The sequence below is a fragment of the Microcoleus sp. FACHB-672 genome, assembly GCF_014695725.1.
Classification (GTDB): Bacteria; Cyanobacteriota; Cyanobacteriia; order Cyanobacteriales; family Oscillatoriaceae; genus FACHB-68.
Window position 1 is genome coordinate 82629 of sequence record NZ_JACJOU010000007.1, and the last position, 17160, is coordinate 99788.

Consider the following 17160-nt stretch of genomic DNA (forward strand, 5'->3'; position numbering starts at 1 on the left):
TTAAATCACGATAATGAAAAACAGTGGCCCTCCCACATCTTGGGGAATACCGGCTTCAATTTGTTCCGGCGTGTAGGCAATTGCTTCTTGCAAAGAACTTAATTCTATTTTGTCATTGCGTTGTAACCGATAAAGCGCACGATTTAACTCCTCCCCAGACATCTGCGATTGTAACTTCTGCCGCAGTTGAAAAATTGGCAAATAATTTTCTGTAGCGAGTTCTCTATCTAAATCGCGAATCATTTGCAAAATATCTGCATCACTTAACTGATTTACTACAGCCGGCAGTGTTTCCTGTTTTTCTTCAGTTACGGGGTGGGAATCTGCCTCTTTTTTTAACGGTAGGGGAGGGGGAAGTTCTGGCTCATTTTGTGGCAAAGCTGCCGGCTTCTCTCGCAAGGATTTCCGCAAAAAGCGCAAGTAATGGGTGAGCATATCTAAACTAATCACAGGTGCGGTTCCGTTGGGGTTGCACTCGTCTTGCAGATACTCCACACCTCGCTGTGTCAGCCAAACTTCATTAATTTGCGTTTTGTCTGCCTTAATTAAACCCCGTTCTGCTAAACCTTGGATGATTGCCTGCCGGCTATTCGCGCTAAGCCCAGTTTGTGCCGGCGTGATGCTAGACTCAGCGCAAGCCTTAAGCACCTGGACTTCTGACTGGGCGATCGGCAACCGCGTGGTGTCTAGTTTGAGCAGCGATTTCCCTGGCGGGGCGATCGACAGTTGCAGCACCTCACAGCTATAAGCCACTAACTCGCGATCACACAGGTTGCGGCAGATGCTATCTCGTTCTGCGGCTTTCGTTTGAGGATTGGGCTTAATTTTGCTAATCGGTGCCCGGTAATCGGGAAAACCTAATAACTCTAACAGAAACTTCAGCTCAAGCACGTCCATCAAATCACCCTTGCCTGACTCACAACTACGCCCAAATCCTAGTTTAGATTGCAGCGATCTCCAATTGAGGCTAGTAGGCTTGCCGGCTTAAATAATAAATTTAATTAAATATTTATCAAGATTTCTTAATCAACGGATATGCCATCTCAGGCAGTGAAAAAATGCCATCGGCAGAATCCCCTAGCTAGTTTGTAAGGCCAGTGCCGGCGCACACTCCCGCGCCGGCTGCCACTTAAAGGCATCTGTTGCAAATGAGTTGATGAATGCAATTCTCCCTTGGGCACGCTTCGCCAACCTCACCGACATTGATCGGCAGTAAAATTTGACAAAAATCACGATTTGCGTGCGTCATATAGCCGGCTATTTTAACAAAAGTGAAATATATAATATCAGATCCGGATGAATCAATCTCGTTATAAATACGCTTGCATAAAGCTGAAAGTCTTGGTTTATATAGTTTTCAAGCCCTAAAATTCAAGCAAAAATCTAACACCCAAAATCAATATGACAGGAGTTCTCAACTTAAATATTACAGAAACCCGCGAACACCTTAAAACACTGCTGACTCAGCAAAAAACTGCTCAAGGGAAAGAAAGAGTTCAAGCACTGTACCTCCTAAAAATTGGCCAAGTCAAAACGGTTCAAGACTTAGCAGTAGCACTAGGCAGGAATCGAGTCACCCTGCAGCGGTGGTTGCAAAAGTACAGATCCGAAGGACTCGACGGCTTGCTAGAGGTGAAAAAAAGCCAAGGCAGAAAGCCGGCGATTCCCAGAGAGGTGATGGAACATCTGCAAATGCGGCTGCACGAATCCCCGGCATTTCAAAGTTATGGAGAAGTCAAAATTTGGTTACAAGAACAATGTGGTGTCCAAGCTTCGTACAAAGTCGTGCATGAAGCCGTTCGTTACAGGCTCAAAGTGAACCTGAAACGCGCTAAACCCAGAAGCCTGAGAAAAGCTGCCGGTAAATTGAAAGATTAAACCGGCATGGGGCATGGGGCAAGGCTGCGCCAACCTAAAGGTAGGGGCATAGTGAATAAATAAAATAATAGAGAATACTCAGCCCTTCCCCACTCCCCAACTCACCCACTCGCTTAGTCTCCCTGCCCCACTCAGCACTCAGGACTGAAGACTCAGCACTCCTCCGCGCCGGCATCGTCCCAAAGGTGGATGGGTGAGCAAGAGGCACAATGGAAAATAGAGGCAATCCTTGGCATTTCACATTACCTCTATGAGTTTTAGTTTATTTGACCTGTTTTGGGTTTTTATCGCCTTTGCCTCCCTGCAGCCGGCATTCCAAAAACGTTCTCTAGAATTCCGTCGCGTCCAAGCACTTAAACAATTTGAGCAAGATCGCAACAGTCGCGTTATCTTCCTCATCCACCGGCAAGAATCTGTCAGCCTTCTCGGCATTCCCCTGTCGCGCTACATCAGCATCGAAGACTCAGAGCAAGTCTTGCGGGCGATACGCCTCACGCCGCCTGATGTCCCCATCGATCTGATTCTGCACACCCCAGGCGGCTTAGTTCTCGCCACCGAACAAATTGCGAGAGCGTTAATTCGCCACAAAGCCAAAGTTACCGTCTTTGTGCCCCACTATGCCATGAGTGGCGGCACCATGCTGGCACTTGCCGCCGATGAAATCATCATGGACGAGAACGCCGTTTTAGGGCCGGTTGATCCGCAACTCGGCAACTTCCCCGCCGCCAGTATTATTAAAGTCGTTGAAGACAAACCCATCAGCGAAATTGACGACCAAACGCTGATCATGGCAGACTTGTCGCGCAAGGCGATTCGCCAAGTACAGCGGTTCGTGCGGACTTTGCTAGAAGATAATTTCCCCCGGCAGAAAATTGCCCCAGAAGACATCGACAACATCATCGAAAAACTAACAACCGGCCAAATCACTCACGACTGTCCAATTACTGTTGAGGAAGCCACCGAACTGGGATTACCCATCACCGCCGGTTTACCCACATCCATTTACTCGCTCATGGATCTCTATCCCCAACCCCAAGGAGGCCGGCCAACCGTACAATACATTCCCATGCCTTATCAACCCCGTCCCGCCTTGCCCCAACCACAATCTCAACCGGCATCATCGCTGAAGGGTTAGGAAGAGTCCTGAGTCCTGAGTGCTGAGTCCTAAGTGAGGGAGGGAGAGTGGGGAAGAGAGTCGAAGAGGGGCGGGGGTGAGTATTCTCTATTATTTATTCACTATGCCCCATGCCCCATGCTCCATTCCCCAATGAACATTCTGATGCTTTCCTCTACCTTCCCTTATCCACCCAGCCGGGGGGGAACTGAACTCAGAACGTTTAACCTGCTCAAATATCTAAACCGGCACCATCACGTCACGCTGGTGACACAGCGCCACGCAGACGTTCAAGATGCGGAAGTTGAAGAACTGCGCCAGTGGGTCAGTGATTTGGTGATTTTTCCCTTGCCGGCAGCACCCCAGCCGCAACGAGGACTGATCGCCCTCTCTGGCAAGGTGGGACGCTTTCTCACTTCAATGGTTAAAGTGACACCGCCTAACGTCCTGTATCGCTACTCGCCGGCAATGCAGGCTTGGGTGGATAATTATCTGCAAACTGGCCACTGTGATGTGATTACTTGCGAGCATAGCGTGAATGAAATCTACATCAAGCCCCAGTTTCGTAACTCGGTTCGCACCGTCGTGAATATTCACAGTTCTGTTTCCGGCTGGGTTCGCAGCCATTTGGAAATGGCAGCTTCGCCCTACGCTGTGCGGGATCGCCTTTATCTCAATTTGTTATTAGAACGCTACGAAAAGCGCTATTGCTCTAAATTTACTCAAATAGTTGTGACTACAAAAGAGGATAAAAGTCAAGTTCAAAAATTCAGCGCCGGCACTCCCATTGAAGTAATCCCCAACGGCGTGGATTTAGAGCTGTATCCCTATCGATCTCAAGATCCCAGTAATCATCGCCTGGTGTTTGTCGGGGCGATGGACGCCTCCCACAATATTGATGCCGCCCAGTTTTTTGTCCTAGAAGTGCTGCCGGTGCTGCAACAGCGCTATCCTGAAGCGACATTTAGCATCGTGGGGACAAGACCGGCACCGGAGGTTTTGGCACTCGCCAGCCGGCCTGGAGTGACTGTAACGGGGAACGTCCCTTCCATTGCCGAACAATTGCATCAAGCCAGCATTTGCGTGATTCCGCTGCGAACCGGCTACGGGATCAAGAACAAAACCCTAGAAGCGATGGCAGCCGGAGTGCCGGTGGTGAGCGGAGATCGCGGATTAGAAGGGTTAGATGTTGATATCTCTAAGCCGGTCAAGGCATTGCGTGCGAACCGGGTAGAGGAGTATATTGCTGCCATCAGTCGGCTGTTTGAAGATGGCCGGCTCAGAGAGCAGCTGTCTCGCAATGCGCGAGCACTGATCGAAACGGAATATACTTGGGAAGCTGTCGGTCAACGCTATGAAAAAGTTTTGAGTGTTGTTAAGTGCTAGTTGCTAAGTGCCGGTTGTGAATTGCCAGTCAATTACAAACCCCTAGCCCCAGCGCCCAAATGCCCCTAGCCATTCGCCATTCGCCGATGAAGAACAACCTGCGCCACATGACTGCTAAGCTGCCACAGACATCAGAACTTCAAAAGCCCAGCAAAAAAACGAGGCGAACTCGCAGCCAGCCGCTTTCTGTAAGAGCTTCCTTACCGGCACACCTCGCCAGACGTCGCAGACCACCAGCAAAGCCGTGGAATTGGCCACCTGTGTTGGTGGCGCTGACAGCCTTTAGCAGTGGCATCAGCTTACTGGCCGGTGGGGCGTGGGTGAGCGTCCAGTTTATGATGAATCCCAATGCCTTCGCCGGCTTGAACGCGCAGTTATTAGAGCCAACAGAATCTGCCCCGGTTGCTAGCCAACCGATTGAAAGTTTAACGGCAATCCGGGCGCAACTTCAGCAAGAAGGCGTGCAGCCGGCACCCACCATTCCCCTAAAAGTGCCAGGTACTGGGGCAAACACACCAACAGATTTGCTGATGCGAATCATGGTGGAAACCGCACCGCCAAAGTCCCTCATTTGTCAGTCTCCCTGCCAGCAGTTATCAGAACTGAGAGTTTATCAGCCGGTGCCGGTTGCTGAGGCGAAAGACGCAAAAAACCGGCAGACCGAGCAATTTGTTCGCCTCGTCAGCCAAGTGTCCCTAGAAGGGCCGGCGGAATCTTTTGTCATTGCTCCCCTCGTCCAATCTAAATCGAATCGGCAAGGTTCAAATCGCCCACAAGCACTGACTGCCTTAGAAGGGTTTAGGGGCGAACCGCCGGCAACCAAGGGCGTTTGGCTAAATTTAACGGGCTATCGGCGCGAAGGGGAAGCCACCATTGCTTACGGGCAAGTTTTTCATTACAACCCAGAGCGCACCAACCTCAGCTTTATGGCGCAGTGGACTTCGACTGCCGGCAAACTTCCGGCTTGGCAAGAAGTTACTGGCGACGGCAATCCAGAATTGGTGGTGGATCAAAGCAACGGAATAGAACCGAAATTCGTGGTTTACCAGCTTCAGTCACGAAATTTTCTGCCAAATCCGATTCAACTAGAAGAAATTTCCCTGAAAGAGCCGGTTTTTGATAAAAGCGAGCCGGCAGGTCTATCTTACAACCAAGCTCTACAGTTTGCGAGAATTGGCTTGTGGTCGCCGGCATTGAAGCAGATGGAAGCAGTGAAGCAGCGACGCATCCAGAGCAAAGAAGAATGGCCAGAAGCAGCGCAATCTCAGCTAGATGTGATTCAACTTCACGCCCAGATTGCCCAAGCGCAAGCAGACACAGCCGAGGCTGACCCTGCTCAAAAAGCTTACAGCGCCCTGTTAGATGGTCGCTGGGAAGAAGCGCTCAAGATATTTGAGGCAGATTTAGATAACGCTAACTCGATTGCCATTACCCTGAAAGCCGATAAAGGTCGGCTTTGGAAACGGGTGGAAGGGGCAATGAAAATTAATCCAGAAACAGCGGTGCGGGGCTGGGGGGCGCTAATTCTGGCGGCGCAGCAGGGTAAACCACAAGCCCTGGCATGGCTCAAACAGCAAACAGTGCCGGTTGGCGGCAGCCAAGACGCCTCTGGGGTGCAAAGTGCTGAAATGTTGTTAGAACGCTTAGAGGTGGCGCTGTCTGAGTCAACGCTGATCAATCATCCCAGTCAAATTGTGGGTTCAGCAACGCCCACGTTTGAGGTTAATGGGGCAGATTGGCTGAAACCAAAACAGGACACCGCTTTGCAGTTAAGCAAGGGCCAAGTTTGGTATCAGGTGCAAGTGGCCGGTTTTCATGACGGGCAGCGCTGGTTGCGGGGGCTGTTTTCTAATTTACAACTGCCTCGAATTGAGCCTGGAAGACGCTTGTGGCGGATTTTGGGGTTAAATTTAAATTCTCAAATCCAGGTGGCGGCTTGGATGCCAGATGGCACCCAAAAAACGGCGATGGCGACAGTGAAAGCAGTTTCCTTCAACAACGGGACGTTGCAGTTGTTAGCGGCAGGTGAGCCAATTCCGGGTGCAACACCGGCAGATAATTTGGGTGCCGGTGGGACGGTGCCTCGTCCTGTGGCTTTCACCGCAGATAAATTCCGCTGGTTAGAACCGGCCTCTATCACCATGACTGAGTTGAACCAGCAGCAGTCTAGTTGGGTGACGACTATTCTCACCAACCTCTGGCGCGAATTACAGGCGGCAGGAAGCTTGCCTGGAGGGTCGGTTCCCAGTTCTGAGGAAATGTTGCTAGAAAGTGGGAATTGGCAGGTGCAGTCAATCGATCTCAATGGCAATCAGGTGCCGGATGCTGTGCTGACGCTGCGCCCGGATCTTTACGCGAATTGGAACCAGTCGGGGGCATCAGTTGCCGGCAGCGACCTTTCTTCTCGACCTCGGACGCTAATTTTTGATGACGCCGGCAAGCTGCTTTACAGTGAATTTACATCAGGTGCCGGTCAATCTCTCACCGGCTTTGCGGATCTCGAAGATGGAGGGCCGGTTGCTTTGGTGGTAGATGGCGCAAATGGTTACAGCTTGAAGCGCTGGGTGACTGAGAAAAGCCGGTTTGAGTGAAACTCGGAGAACTTAGCTATTTTGTTATGATGCGAGGCATCTAACGGCAGCGCTAGAATTAATTGTTGAGGTGCTTCTTGTGGTAGTGAAAATCAAAAACGACACAGAGAAATTAAGGTAAAGCTGTACTCATTTCGGGAAGTGGGGGAATATTAGATTGTCGCTTGGCCTCAGCAACAAAGGCATTATATTCACCCTACTGCCGGCGACCCAAAAATTGCTGCGGCCACACCCTTAAAAAGGCAAAAACAGGAAATTGATAATATTCAATAATTAGCCAGACAACACAAGTAAGATGGGTAAAAAAAGTTAAACCCGTCCAAAAAATGGGAAACCAAGAAAAGGGGTCGTCGGGTAACGAGGGAAAATAGTAAGCAGCCAATCCAACTAAGGTTGGCGGCAGTAGCACAAACGCAATCGCTGCCAACCCTGCACCCCAATCCAACTCAGCGCCGGCACGAGGCAAACCCTGCCAACGCTTGCCATTCCAATACCACGTCAACGGTAAGGAACTATCTGCCATTTTCAGCAACTGTTCTTCCAGGTTAGCTGTGAAAATGTGCCGGCAAAAGTTACAGGCAAAAGCATCCATTAACGCAATTTCTGATATCTCACCATGCCGGCATACAGGACAGCTATACACCCCTTGATAGCTGAGACTGCTTACTCCTGCGGCGGAACTGCCGGTATTTTTCTGATTGATTGGCTTGCTCATAGCAACGTGCGCTAGTATTCAAGAATTGGACAGGAAGTCAAGCATTCCCATCATTTCAGGATAGCTTAGGTTTTTGCTTCCTACTACCTCCCCAAGAGCAATTTGATTTTAAATTTTAGATTGAAAAACGAATAGTAACCAGAAATTGATAGTAATTTCTCTTTATTTTTAGAGTTTAAATTGTATTTTTAAATTAAGCAAAAATTTTATAGCAACCCTAAATCATTTGTGGGAACTAAGAAACCCGGTTAAAAAAAGCCGGGTTTCTCAGCATCTCGATGTTTGCAAATCGGAAAAGAGTGGTAGATTTTAGCGCTGAGAATTTATTAGACATCTCCAAAAATTAGCTATCAGCCCAGGCAGGGCAAAGGTAAAGCAATAATTCTTGGAGATGTCGGTTTGGCTTTCCGCTAAGAATTCAGCTAGATTGTGACGAAATCTTGCTGATTGATCAGAGTAGAATCAACTCCTTTCAGGGTAGCTAATAACTCATTTTGAGCGTAAATCAGTGTTGCCTCACTTCCCGCTGAAATGGTTAGTTGGTTGAAGGTAATTCCTCCAGCTAAAACTATCAAATCTTGTCCATTGGTAAAGTCAGTGATTGTATCGCTGCCGGCATTGAGTTGCAAGACAAAGCGATCAACCCCTCGCAGCGCCCCTTCGTCATCGCTATTATTATCACCAGTGAGAATATCATTGCCGGCACCGCCATCAAGGTTATCATCACCGTTGTGGCCGACTAGAGAATCATCGCCATTGCCACCCAACAGGATATCGTTACCTTTGCCGGCATAAACGATATCATCACCCTCACCACTATTGAGGTAGTCATTACCTTTTTTGCCATAAAGTTTGTCATTGCCCTCACCGGCATCAAGGCTATCATTGCCCTTGTGGCCAAACAGAGAATCGTGGCCACTGCTACCTTTGAGAATATCATTGCCTTTGCCGCCGTACAGACTATCTTCACCCTCGCCGCCATCGAGGTAGTCATCGCCTTTATTGCCGGCTTGATAGTCATTGCCTTGGAGACCACGGATGATATTATTTTCCCGGTCACCGATGAGAGAGTCGTTACCGTCAGTCCCAAAAGTTCCCTCTTCAGAACCGCTGACTGAATCAAGATCGTCGGTGTCGGTATTATCTGTTGTGGGCGTTTGTTGTGCTGAGGCACCTGTAAAAGGCAGCGCATACTGCAAGCCAAATTCATCAGCAAGTGCGTTATTGTCGCGGCGCAGAACATTGGAATTGAAATGACGTTCGTACATTTCTCCATAGTTTCCGACTGCTTTGATAACATTCACAGCAAAGTCTTTTGGCAAACCTATAGCTTCGCCGATATTTCCTTCGATCCCTAAGAATTGGCGAATTGCAGAGTTAGAGTCATTCGCGGGGTTGTCGTCCGTATTCTTGGTGATGAACTCCTCAATATTGGCTGAAGTAATGCCATATTCTTCTGCTTGAACTAAGGCATTGTAAACCCAACGTACTACATCTGCCCACTCAGATTGATTTTCATCTGTAATTAAAGCCAAAGGTTCCTTAGAAATGACCTCATCCAGAATTTGGTGTTGTTCAGGATTAGATAGCGTCGGGATTCGTGCGCTCAGGATTGTTAAATCCGTTGAAACGGCATCTAATTCTCCTCGGTCGTAAGCGGCAAATAACTCATCATTGGTACCAAACTTAACAGGGATAAAAGTAGCGCCAAATTCGCTTAAAGAATCTTGGATATTTTGTAAAGAAGTTGCGCCTTCCAAAACCCCAATGCGACGACCATTGAGAGCCGGTAAAACATTAATCCCGCTATTGCTTCGGACTAAAATACCTTGGCCGGTGTAAAGATAAGTTGGACTAAAATCAACTCCCAAACTCGCATCTCGAACAAGATTCTGGGTAATTCCCATTGCAGAAACATCAACGACCCCGTTTGCTGTATTGGCAAAACTATCTTTAAGCGACTGAGTTTGAAAGTCAATCTTCGTCGCATCACCAAACAATCCAGCAGCAATAGCCCGACCTAAATCAACATCAAATCCTACAAATTCCCCATTTGCTTGCTGCACAGCAAAACCAGGATTATTACCTGGAACGCCCAGCTTTAGGACACCCCGTTGCAACACTTCTGCAAGTAAGTTGCGATTGTCGTTATTAACTAAAGTGCCTTCAATCGGCTTACCAGAGAAGGGTGGAGAGTACAGCAAACCTCCATCAGTTGAGAGAAGATTGCGATCACGATCTTCGCCAGAAAAATGACGCTCATAAATTTCTCCGTAGTTGCCAACTTGCTTAATAACATTCACTGCGAAGTCATTAGGCAGCCCTAGAGAAGCCCCTAATTCGTCTTCTATGCCTAGGAAACGACGAATGCTCTCAGAGGAATCATTATTGAGATTTTCATCGGTATTTGCTGCAATTAACTCATCAATATTTTGAGAATTAATTCCAAACTCTTCGGCTTGCACCGGCACATAATTAACCCAGCGCACAACATCAGCCCATTGCGAGTCATTTTCTGGTAAAGCCAGTGCAATGGGTTCTTTGGAGAATTCTACGTCTAACAGGCGATGATTATCTGGATTGGAAAGTTGGCTGAGGTTCTCGATAATCAGGGCGCTATCAATCGAGAAAGCATCGATTTCTCCCCGATCATAGGCAGCAATTGCTTCTTCAATCGTGGCAAAGGATTTAGATGTAAATTCAACCCCTTGCGGCTTTAATTCATGCTCTAAGTTGCTTAACGAAGTGCTGCCTTCGAGAACGCCAATCGTACGACCCTTAAGACCTAAAACATTTTCAATTCCACTATTTTTGCGAACAATCACTCCTTGATGGTCGTAGAAGTATAGCGGACTAAAGTCAATATTCAGCGTTGCATCTCCGCCCAAGTTGTGGGTAGCGCGGGGGTAACCTAGGTCTACAGTTCCATCGGCTACCTGTGTAAATGCTTCGGTAAATGGAGTTTCGATTTGTTCTACTTTGTTAGCATCCCCAAATAAGGCGGCTGCTAGAGTTCGGGCGAATTCTGAGTCAAAATTTGCCCCTGGTGAATTAGTGCTGACTTTAATTTGACCACGTTTGATGATGTCATCAAGGATGGTAGTTTCTGGGTTACGAACTAACTCAGGATTTGCAGCACTAGGCGTAACTTGAGTGGAGATTTCTGCTGTGGCTTTTGCCTGCTGTGCGGTGGGTTCACTGACGATTTCAACGATGTCAGCTAAGTTAGCAAAGTGATTGTAGGTTTGTCCGTTGTTTTGAATCAGTGCCAGTTCTTGCTCTTTGAAATAAAGGGTGCCGGCAAGAACACTAAAGTCTGCCAAAGAATTCGTATTAAAGCCGGTGCCGAAGACTTGAATTTTATCGCCTTGAGTGGGGTCAAAATCAAGGATTAAGTCGCCGCCTTGCGAAGGTGAACTAAAGTAGAAGACATCCGCACCGGCACCCCCATTAAGCAAGTCTATTCCCTCGCCACCAATGAGGATATCTTGTCCAGCTTCACCGATTAACCAGTCGTTTTCTTTGTTACCTTTGAGAACATCGTTACCAAAACCGCCTTCAAGTAAGTCGTTGCCATCGTTGCCTTGCACTAAGTCATGACCAGCATTTCCGTGCAGTTGGTCATTACCTTCATTTCCTTCGAGATTGTCGTTGTCTCCACCGCCTGCGATCACATCGTTGCCGGCATTTCCTTTGAGCGCATCTGCACCGAAGTTTCCTTCTAGTGTGTCGCTGCCTTCTCCTCCCAAGAGGCTATCATTGCCGGCACCACCTATCAGTTGGTCATTACCTGCCAGTCCTTGTAGGACATCGTTACCGTAACTACCAGAAAGATTATCGTCGCCGGCTTCTCCTATGAGGCTATCATTGCCAAAGGTGCCGGTTTTTTGTACCCCATTTTGTCGGTTGGCGCTGCTGCTTTCATCATTATCGGTAATTTGCAAGACAGCGGTTTTATAGACCGGGTCAAGGGCGAAACCATCACCAACATATTTGAGGTTTAGGGTGATGCTTTCCGGCATTTCTGAGAAAGTATCATCTAATACTGCTAAATCTATAATGCCTTTAGTGGCTCCTGGTGCAATGTTAATTTCGCCAAATTGACCGCCCTTTGAGCTGTAGTCCTGCCCCTGAGTGGCCGTACCCGCCAGAGTGTAGAGAATTTTTAGCCCTTGAGAGGGGGCGGCTTCACCCAAGGTGATCACAAATTGTCCTTGGCTGTTTTTATCGCCTTCAGTGAGGGTGGGGCTGGAGGTAACTTTCACCGTACGCTTTTCATTCAGAGCGTACTGGACTAAAAAGGTATCTGCGTTAAGTAATTCTTGGAGTTGAGTTTGAGATTGTTGGGCAGTGATTTCTCCTGCGACCAATTGTTGGGTGACTGCCGGCAGGGTGCTGTACACTGCTTTTTTGATGGGATTGATGCTGGGGAGTACCGTAGAAACAGAGCGACCCAGCGCTTGTTCGACTAACTCATCAACCAAGTTGTTGCTTTGGGCCACTAATTCAGCCACAGCATTGGTGACTTCCCCGGTAACCGAGAGATTGAGCTTTTGGCTTAATTGCGTCAACAGCTGTTGCACATCAGCACTCTTACTCAAATCAAAGGCATTGACCTGTTGTAAGACTGCTCCAAGGGCAACAATCACCTGAACTTGAGAATCTGTTCCCTCATATTGGGCGGCTTTGAGGAAACTTGTGGTGTTTAGCAGCAAGTTCATCACCTTGATATGACCAGAGGCAATGTCAATGGCACTGCTATCGTCTTTCCCAATGGCCGCATACGGGTCAAACTTATCTAACGGTTGCGATAGGGAAGCGAGGGGAAGTCCTGAAATTTTCTTGAGAAGAGTTTCGACTTCTTCGGCGGTAATTCCTTGGGAAAATAGAACTGCTTTGAGGGTGGTTAATGGCGTGGCAATGGTGGGTTTGGCAGTATCAGAAATTTGGGAAATCAGAGGTAATGTGGCGGGAAGGCCGGTGGTGGTATCAATACCGCCGGTGCTGACAATTTGGGGATTCTGGATGTCAATTTTCCCATCTTGATCAACATCTAATGTGGCGATTTCGGCTTCATCAAACTGGTATTTTCCATTGTTATCACTGGTCGTTCGGAGTTCTCCTGCATCCAGCAAGAAATTACCGTTTTCATCAATAAAAACGGTTGCGCCGGCTAAGGGACCATTGAAAAAACCCCCAAACCAATCGGTTACTTCCTCAAAAACCTCTACAACAGCATCTTTGACGTCATTGACCACGCTACTAAGCTGTTCATACAACCAGTCAGAAACCCAACCCGAGATACTGGAGATCGACGAAGATAATTCACTGAGGTTGTATTCGGTACTGAATTTTTCACCGCCAAAGTTGGCGGTGAATCGAATTTCATTCTGATTCTCTCCCAAACTCAGGCCAACATCCACACCAATGTCGTAGCCCAATACGCTAACCCCTACCCCACCATTTATAGAAAACTGGTTTTTATCAACAGAGAAGCTGGCATTGGCTAATTCTTGTCCCAGAACTTTGAGCTTAGCCGCTCCAGAAGCACTGGAATTTTCAGGATTATTTGCATCAACGTTGATATTGAGATCATCAATATCAAATGCCACAACATCGAAAAGATTTAAGTCCAAATCTTTGATATTGAAGCCGGTTTCTGAAACCTTAAAGTCTGCTTTGGCAACGGTAAATCCAAAGATGTCAACTCGCCCATCTCCTTCGAGATAACTTGAACCATTGGGAGTGGTATCAACGACAATATTGAGGTTAAGTTCATCGTCGTTTTGATCAGCGCCGGCAATCTTTAAAAATCCGAGATCAATATTTTTTAGAGCTAGAGAACCCTCAAACTTTTCAAGCTTTTCATCAGCTCCGATCTTAAGGCGTGCTTCTGAGTCCCAAGCTTTGACCTTGGCATTAATCCCAAAGCCAGATTCTAGAGTTTCACCGGCAATTTCTATCCCCTCAACCGGCACAAATTTGATGAAGGGTAGTTTTTCTTGTTTATCTCCATCCTTATCTTCATCCTCTTCATCGGTTAGAGAATCTGCCTGAACATCAATCACGTTATCGAGGAGTTCAAACGCATCTGTCAGGGCATTATCAGAGGCTCCTTCTCCAAAGATAAAAGGACTCACTGGCCCCGTTATCAGACCTACTAAGCTGACTGGTTGATTGAGCGTCAGAACGACAGCCGTTTTGTCTGGATCAGTAAAATCGACTTTGAAAGCTGCAGCAATGTCAATGGCTCCATACTTTAAATCTCCCCGTACCCCAAAGTTATCTAACCCCGTGGCTCCGATGCCTGCTGTAATCCCAAAATTTCGTATTTCTGTTCCTTTGAACCCAAATGGATTCGTCCACCCTTGGTTTGAATCTGTGCTCAAGGCAAATGCTGCATTTAGCGAATTCGTTTCTAGCGCTAACTCACCCAATAATGCCAATTCTGGCTCATTCGTTTGCGTTGAGTCATAGCCGATGAGTTTGAGTGTGCCATCAATCCCAAACTTAGCGCTGGTTCCGTCAAGCTTTAGCCCCAATCCAATTTGACTCAGCGTTGCTTTAAACTCACCATCGTCAATCAAATTCCAATTGGTTTGAGCATCTGCTTCAAGATTGAGCTTGTCTCCTATTTGTAATTTTGCATCCAACTGTGTGATTTTCAGGTCATCGCGAAATAATTTGGAGATTATATCATCGCCATCTTGAAAGTCGAACTTTCCTGAAAAGTTGAATCCTTTTATAAACTGTTCATCCTTAGAATCATCATTGTAGTTTGCTGCAATGAATTTTAAATCTTCAAATTCTAGACCTTTTAGCTCATCAAGACCCAAAAGGGACGCTAGGGATAAATTTTCAGCAACTTCATATTCCAGCTTGACATCGCTAGGGCTACCAAATTCTAAGCTGACACTGGCTGGATTTTCGCCGCCACCGATTTTAGCTGAAAGCGCTAATTCTTGTTTCCCATCCTCCCCAACTGAATAGCCAAACTTGGGTTCTGCAAAGGTGAGCTTTGTATCCCCAAAAATACTTTTGAGCGCATCATTAATTGCGGTATCAATTGCATCAGCAGGAGTATTAATACTTGCAATCGTCTGTAAATCTATCGTTATCTGACCAGAAGATGCGATTGAGACTTCATTTTCAGATACAGAGAGATCAAATTTGCCAAGGTTCTTGAGGCTCGTTTCGATATCCGAGGCAAGCGTAACACCTGCCGCATTCGCGATGCTCGTGATGAAATTACCGACTGGAAAATCTTTGACGGAAATTTTATAATCATTTGCACTAAATTCTATCGATGCCTCAAATTGGGTGTCTCCTTGGCCCATTTTTCCAGAAATAGACACACTCGTTTTATTATTCTCATCCACTTCATAGCTGAAGGCCAAGTCTGAGAGAATGAGTTGAGGTTCAAGTTTTCCGAGAAATCCTTTAACCGAGTCGTTCGTGATGAAATCAGCAAGATTAATCTCTTCATCTTCAGAGGTTTGAATTGAGATTTTATTCTCAGATAAAGAGAGATCAAATTTGCCAAGGCTTTCTAGATTTTTTTTGAGGTCAGGATCAAGAGAAACACCAGCCGAAGTGGTGGCTTGATTGAGAAATTCAGCAATTGAGAAATCTTTGACAGATAACTCGTATTCTGCAGTGACTGGGTCAGTAGGGTTTTTAATGATTAAGGACGGTTGACCACTGATGGGAATCGCAGGTAAATTGAGCTTGGCCAACTCAGCAAAGTCTTTTAATTCAAATCCTGCAACATCGGGAACTAAAGCATTTAAAGATAAATTGCTTCCCAAATAGGTGACTTGTAGGGTACCATCTGCAAGCTCAGCCGTTGCTGTTTTTGTCGTGTTGGGAGCCGCTTCTGTTTTATCGAATGCCGTGAAGATATCTGTGAGGACTAATTGAGCTTCTGTTGAGATTTTGTTGGTGGTTAAGTAATTTTTTAATTCAGAATTTGAAGCAATATCAGCCAAAATAAAAGCATAATTTTCCATCAATTCTGGGGTGAAAGCAGAGGTAAAACTACTTTCTCCAAGGGTCAGTTCTAAGTTCCAGTCTCCTCCTAATGCAGGGGTGCCGGTTAAGTTAGCTGAGGCAGCAATATTTGCGCCGGTTAAAGCTTGTAGTTTGGAGAGAAACTCGATGCCGGCATCCCCTGCGGCGACTTGACAGCCATAAATAAACAAGCGAGGCGATACACTCGCAGTGGGAACAAACCACTGTTGCAGTTCTTCAGTATAGTAGCTGAGAGTATGAAGGCTGAGTTGGGCATTTCCCAAGTACAAACATCCGGGGGTACCGTGGGAAACAATATGAACAGTGGTAACTTGACCTCGATATTGCCTTAAGACCTCGCTAATTTGGGCAATACCGTCTTGATCAGGAGCGAGTACGACAACCTCGGTGCCGGGGACGACTCCCGCTCTCAGAGTGTCCCAGTTCTCAACCGCCGAATCAATAATCACAAGGCTGATATTTTGTTGCGCCGGCACGTTTTGTGTAGGTTGCAAAGCAGTTGTCATGGTGAGGTTGGCTGTACTTGTCATAGCTGTATTTGTTCTGGTGTAAAGCTTTTCTAGTCTGTTTACTGTCATGATTTCTGGTGTTTCCTAGCTACTTGTCTGCTCAAAGTCAGTGGCTGCTTAGGGAACACCCAACTCCACTCAGCTGATCGAGCATCGCTCAAGTAATCAGAGAAACCGGGTTTTTAGGATGACACAGGCGCAAAAAATGGTCGATAGAGGCAAACAAACCCGCTTGATGAAGCCTGAAAAGTGCGCGGGAGAGTTAAACACGTTGGGAACTCTATCGTGATTGCTGCTTTATTTGAATTCAAGGAGTGCACCTCTGCTAAACAACCTACTGAAGGTATGAGATAAGTTACCCTTTCCTCTTGAGGTGGGAGAAAGCCTTTGATTAAAAACGATCTGAGAGCCTAGCGAAATTTTCGTTCCAGAAAAGTTTGACGACTGTCAAGGCAATATTTCTATTTCTTGCCTAAAAATATAATGGGCTAGCGCCGGCAAGGCAGGTAAATAAATAGAGATGAGAGCTTAGGTAAATTTAGCTATTCCCTCCAGTGACACCTTCTATTCCTTTAGATAGATGACAGTATTTTTTTTAATATATGAGGGCAGCCTAAAGACTTCAACCGTAGAATTACGGTCATATCAATTTCCTATGTCCTTTGATAGATGACAACTTATCTCTCTGAAACAGAAGAAAATCATCGTCTGATAAGTGCCATAGTAATTGCAGCCAAATTCTGCACCACAATCGGCACAAAGCGCTGACGCGCCGCTCCACTATCGGTTTTTACGGAACCTCAGCTTGACGTTTCGTAACTTAAATTACTTTAAATACTTAAAATTTCTCTAATCGGCTCGCGTCCCAAGTCGCCAATTTACCTAAACATTTAGTGTGGGTTGGCTGTAGCGTAGCTGTCGATTCTGTTATCACTA

7 protein-coding genes are annotated in these 17160 nt (G+C 46.8%); 4 read left to right on the forward strand and 3 right to left on the reverse strand.

Annotated elements, in window-relative coordinates:
- The gene (locus H6F56_RS04060; RefSeq protein WP_190665571.1) at positions 1-897 is read right to left on the reverse strand and encodes a hypothetical protein; all 897 of its coding nucleotides are present in this window, start codon (positions 895-897) and stop codon (positions 1-3) included.
- Positions 898-1401: 504 nt separating this feature from the next.
- Here H6F56_RS04060 and H6F56_RS04065 point away from each other — a divergent pair.
- The 4 genes from H6F56_RS04065 (at position 1402) to H6F56_RS04080 (ending at position 6969) form a co-directional block, all read left to right on the forward strand.
- Positions 1402-1878, forward strand: coding sequence for a helix-turn-helix domain-containing protein (locus tag H6F56_RS04065; RefSeq protein ID WP_190665572.1), 477 nt, complete (start codon positions 1402-1404; stop codon positions 1876-1878).
- A 250-nt stretch (positions 1879-2128) separates the two neighbouring features.
- Positions 2129-3013: an SDH family Clp fold serine proteinase gene (locus tag H6F56_RS04070; protein ID WP_190665573.1), complete on the forward strand. Its 885-nt coding sequence runs from the start codon at positions 2129-2131 to the stop codon at positions 3011-3013.
- Positions 3014-3145: 132 nt separating this feature from the next.
- Positions 3146-4378 (forward strand): glycosyltransferase family 4 protein, encoded by a 1233-nt coding sequence (locus H6F56_RS04075; RefSeq protein ID WP_190665825.1) that lies wholly within the window; start codon positions 3146-3148, stop codon positions 4376-4378.
- Positions 4379-4437: 59 nt separating this feature from the next.
- The gene (locus H6F56_RS04080) at positions 4438-6969 is read left to right on the forward strand and encodes a hypothetical protein (protein WP_190665574.1); all 2532 of its coding nucleotides are present in this window, start codon (positions 4438-4440) and stop codon (positions 6967-6969) included.
- 196 nt (positions 6970-7165) lie between these two features.
- Here H6F56_RS04080 and H6F56_RS04085 read toward each other — a convergent pair whose 3' ends face one another.
- Positions 7166-7684 (reverse strand): hypothetical protein, encoded by a 519-nt coding sequence (locus H6F56_RS04085; protein WP_190665575.1) that lies wholly within the window; start codon positions 7682-7684, stop codon positions 7166-7168.
- 422 nt (positions 7685-8106) lie between these two features.
- The gene (locus tag H6F56_RS04090; RefSeq protein ID WP_190665576.1) at positions 8107-16293 is read right to left on the reverse strand and encodes a DUF4347 domain-containing protein; all 8187 of its coding nucleotides are present in this window, start codon (positions 16291-16293) and stop codon (positions 8107-8109) included.
- Positions 16294-17160 lie beyond the last annotated feature (867 nt).

Bases quoted from the DNA above. Each gene is read 5' to 3' on its own strand.
- H6F56_RS04075 (WP_190665825.1), top strand. From the start codon at position 3,146: ATGAACATTCTGATGCTTTCCTCTACCTTCCCTTATCCACCCAGCCGG.
- H6F56_RS04085 (WP_190665575.1), bottom strand. From the start codon at position 7,684: ATGAGCAAGCCAATCAATCAGAAAAATACCGGCAGTTCCGCCGCAGGA.
- H6F56_RS04090 (WP_190665576.1), bottom strand. From the start codon at position 16,293: ATGACAGTAAACAGACTAGAAAAGCTTTACACCAGAACAAATACAGCT.
- H6F56_RS04060 (WP_190665571.1), bottom strand. From the start codon at position 897: ATGGACGTGCTTGAGCTGAAGTTTCTGTTAGAGTTATTAGGTTTTCCC.
- H6F56_RS04065 (WP_190665572.1), top strand. From the start codon at position 1,402: ATGACAGGAGTTCTCAACTTAAATATTACAGAAACCCGCGAACACCTT.
- H6F56_RS04070 (WP_190665573.1), top strand. From the start codon at position 2,129: ATGAGTTTTAGTTTATTTGACCTGTTTTGGGTTTTTATCGCCTTTGCC.
- H6F56_RS04080 (WP_190665574.1), top strand. From the start codon at position 4,438: ATGCCCCTAGCCATTCGCCATTCGCCGATGAAGAACAACCTGCGCCAC.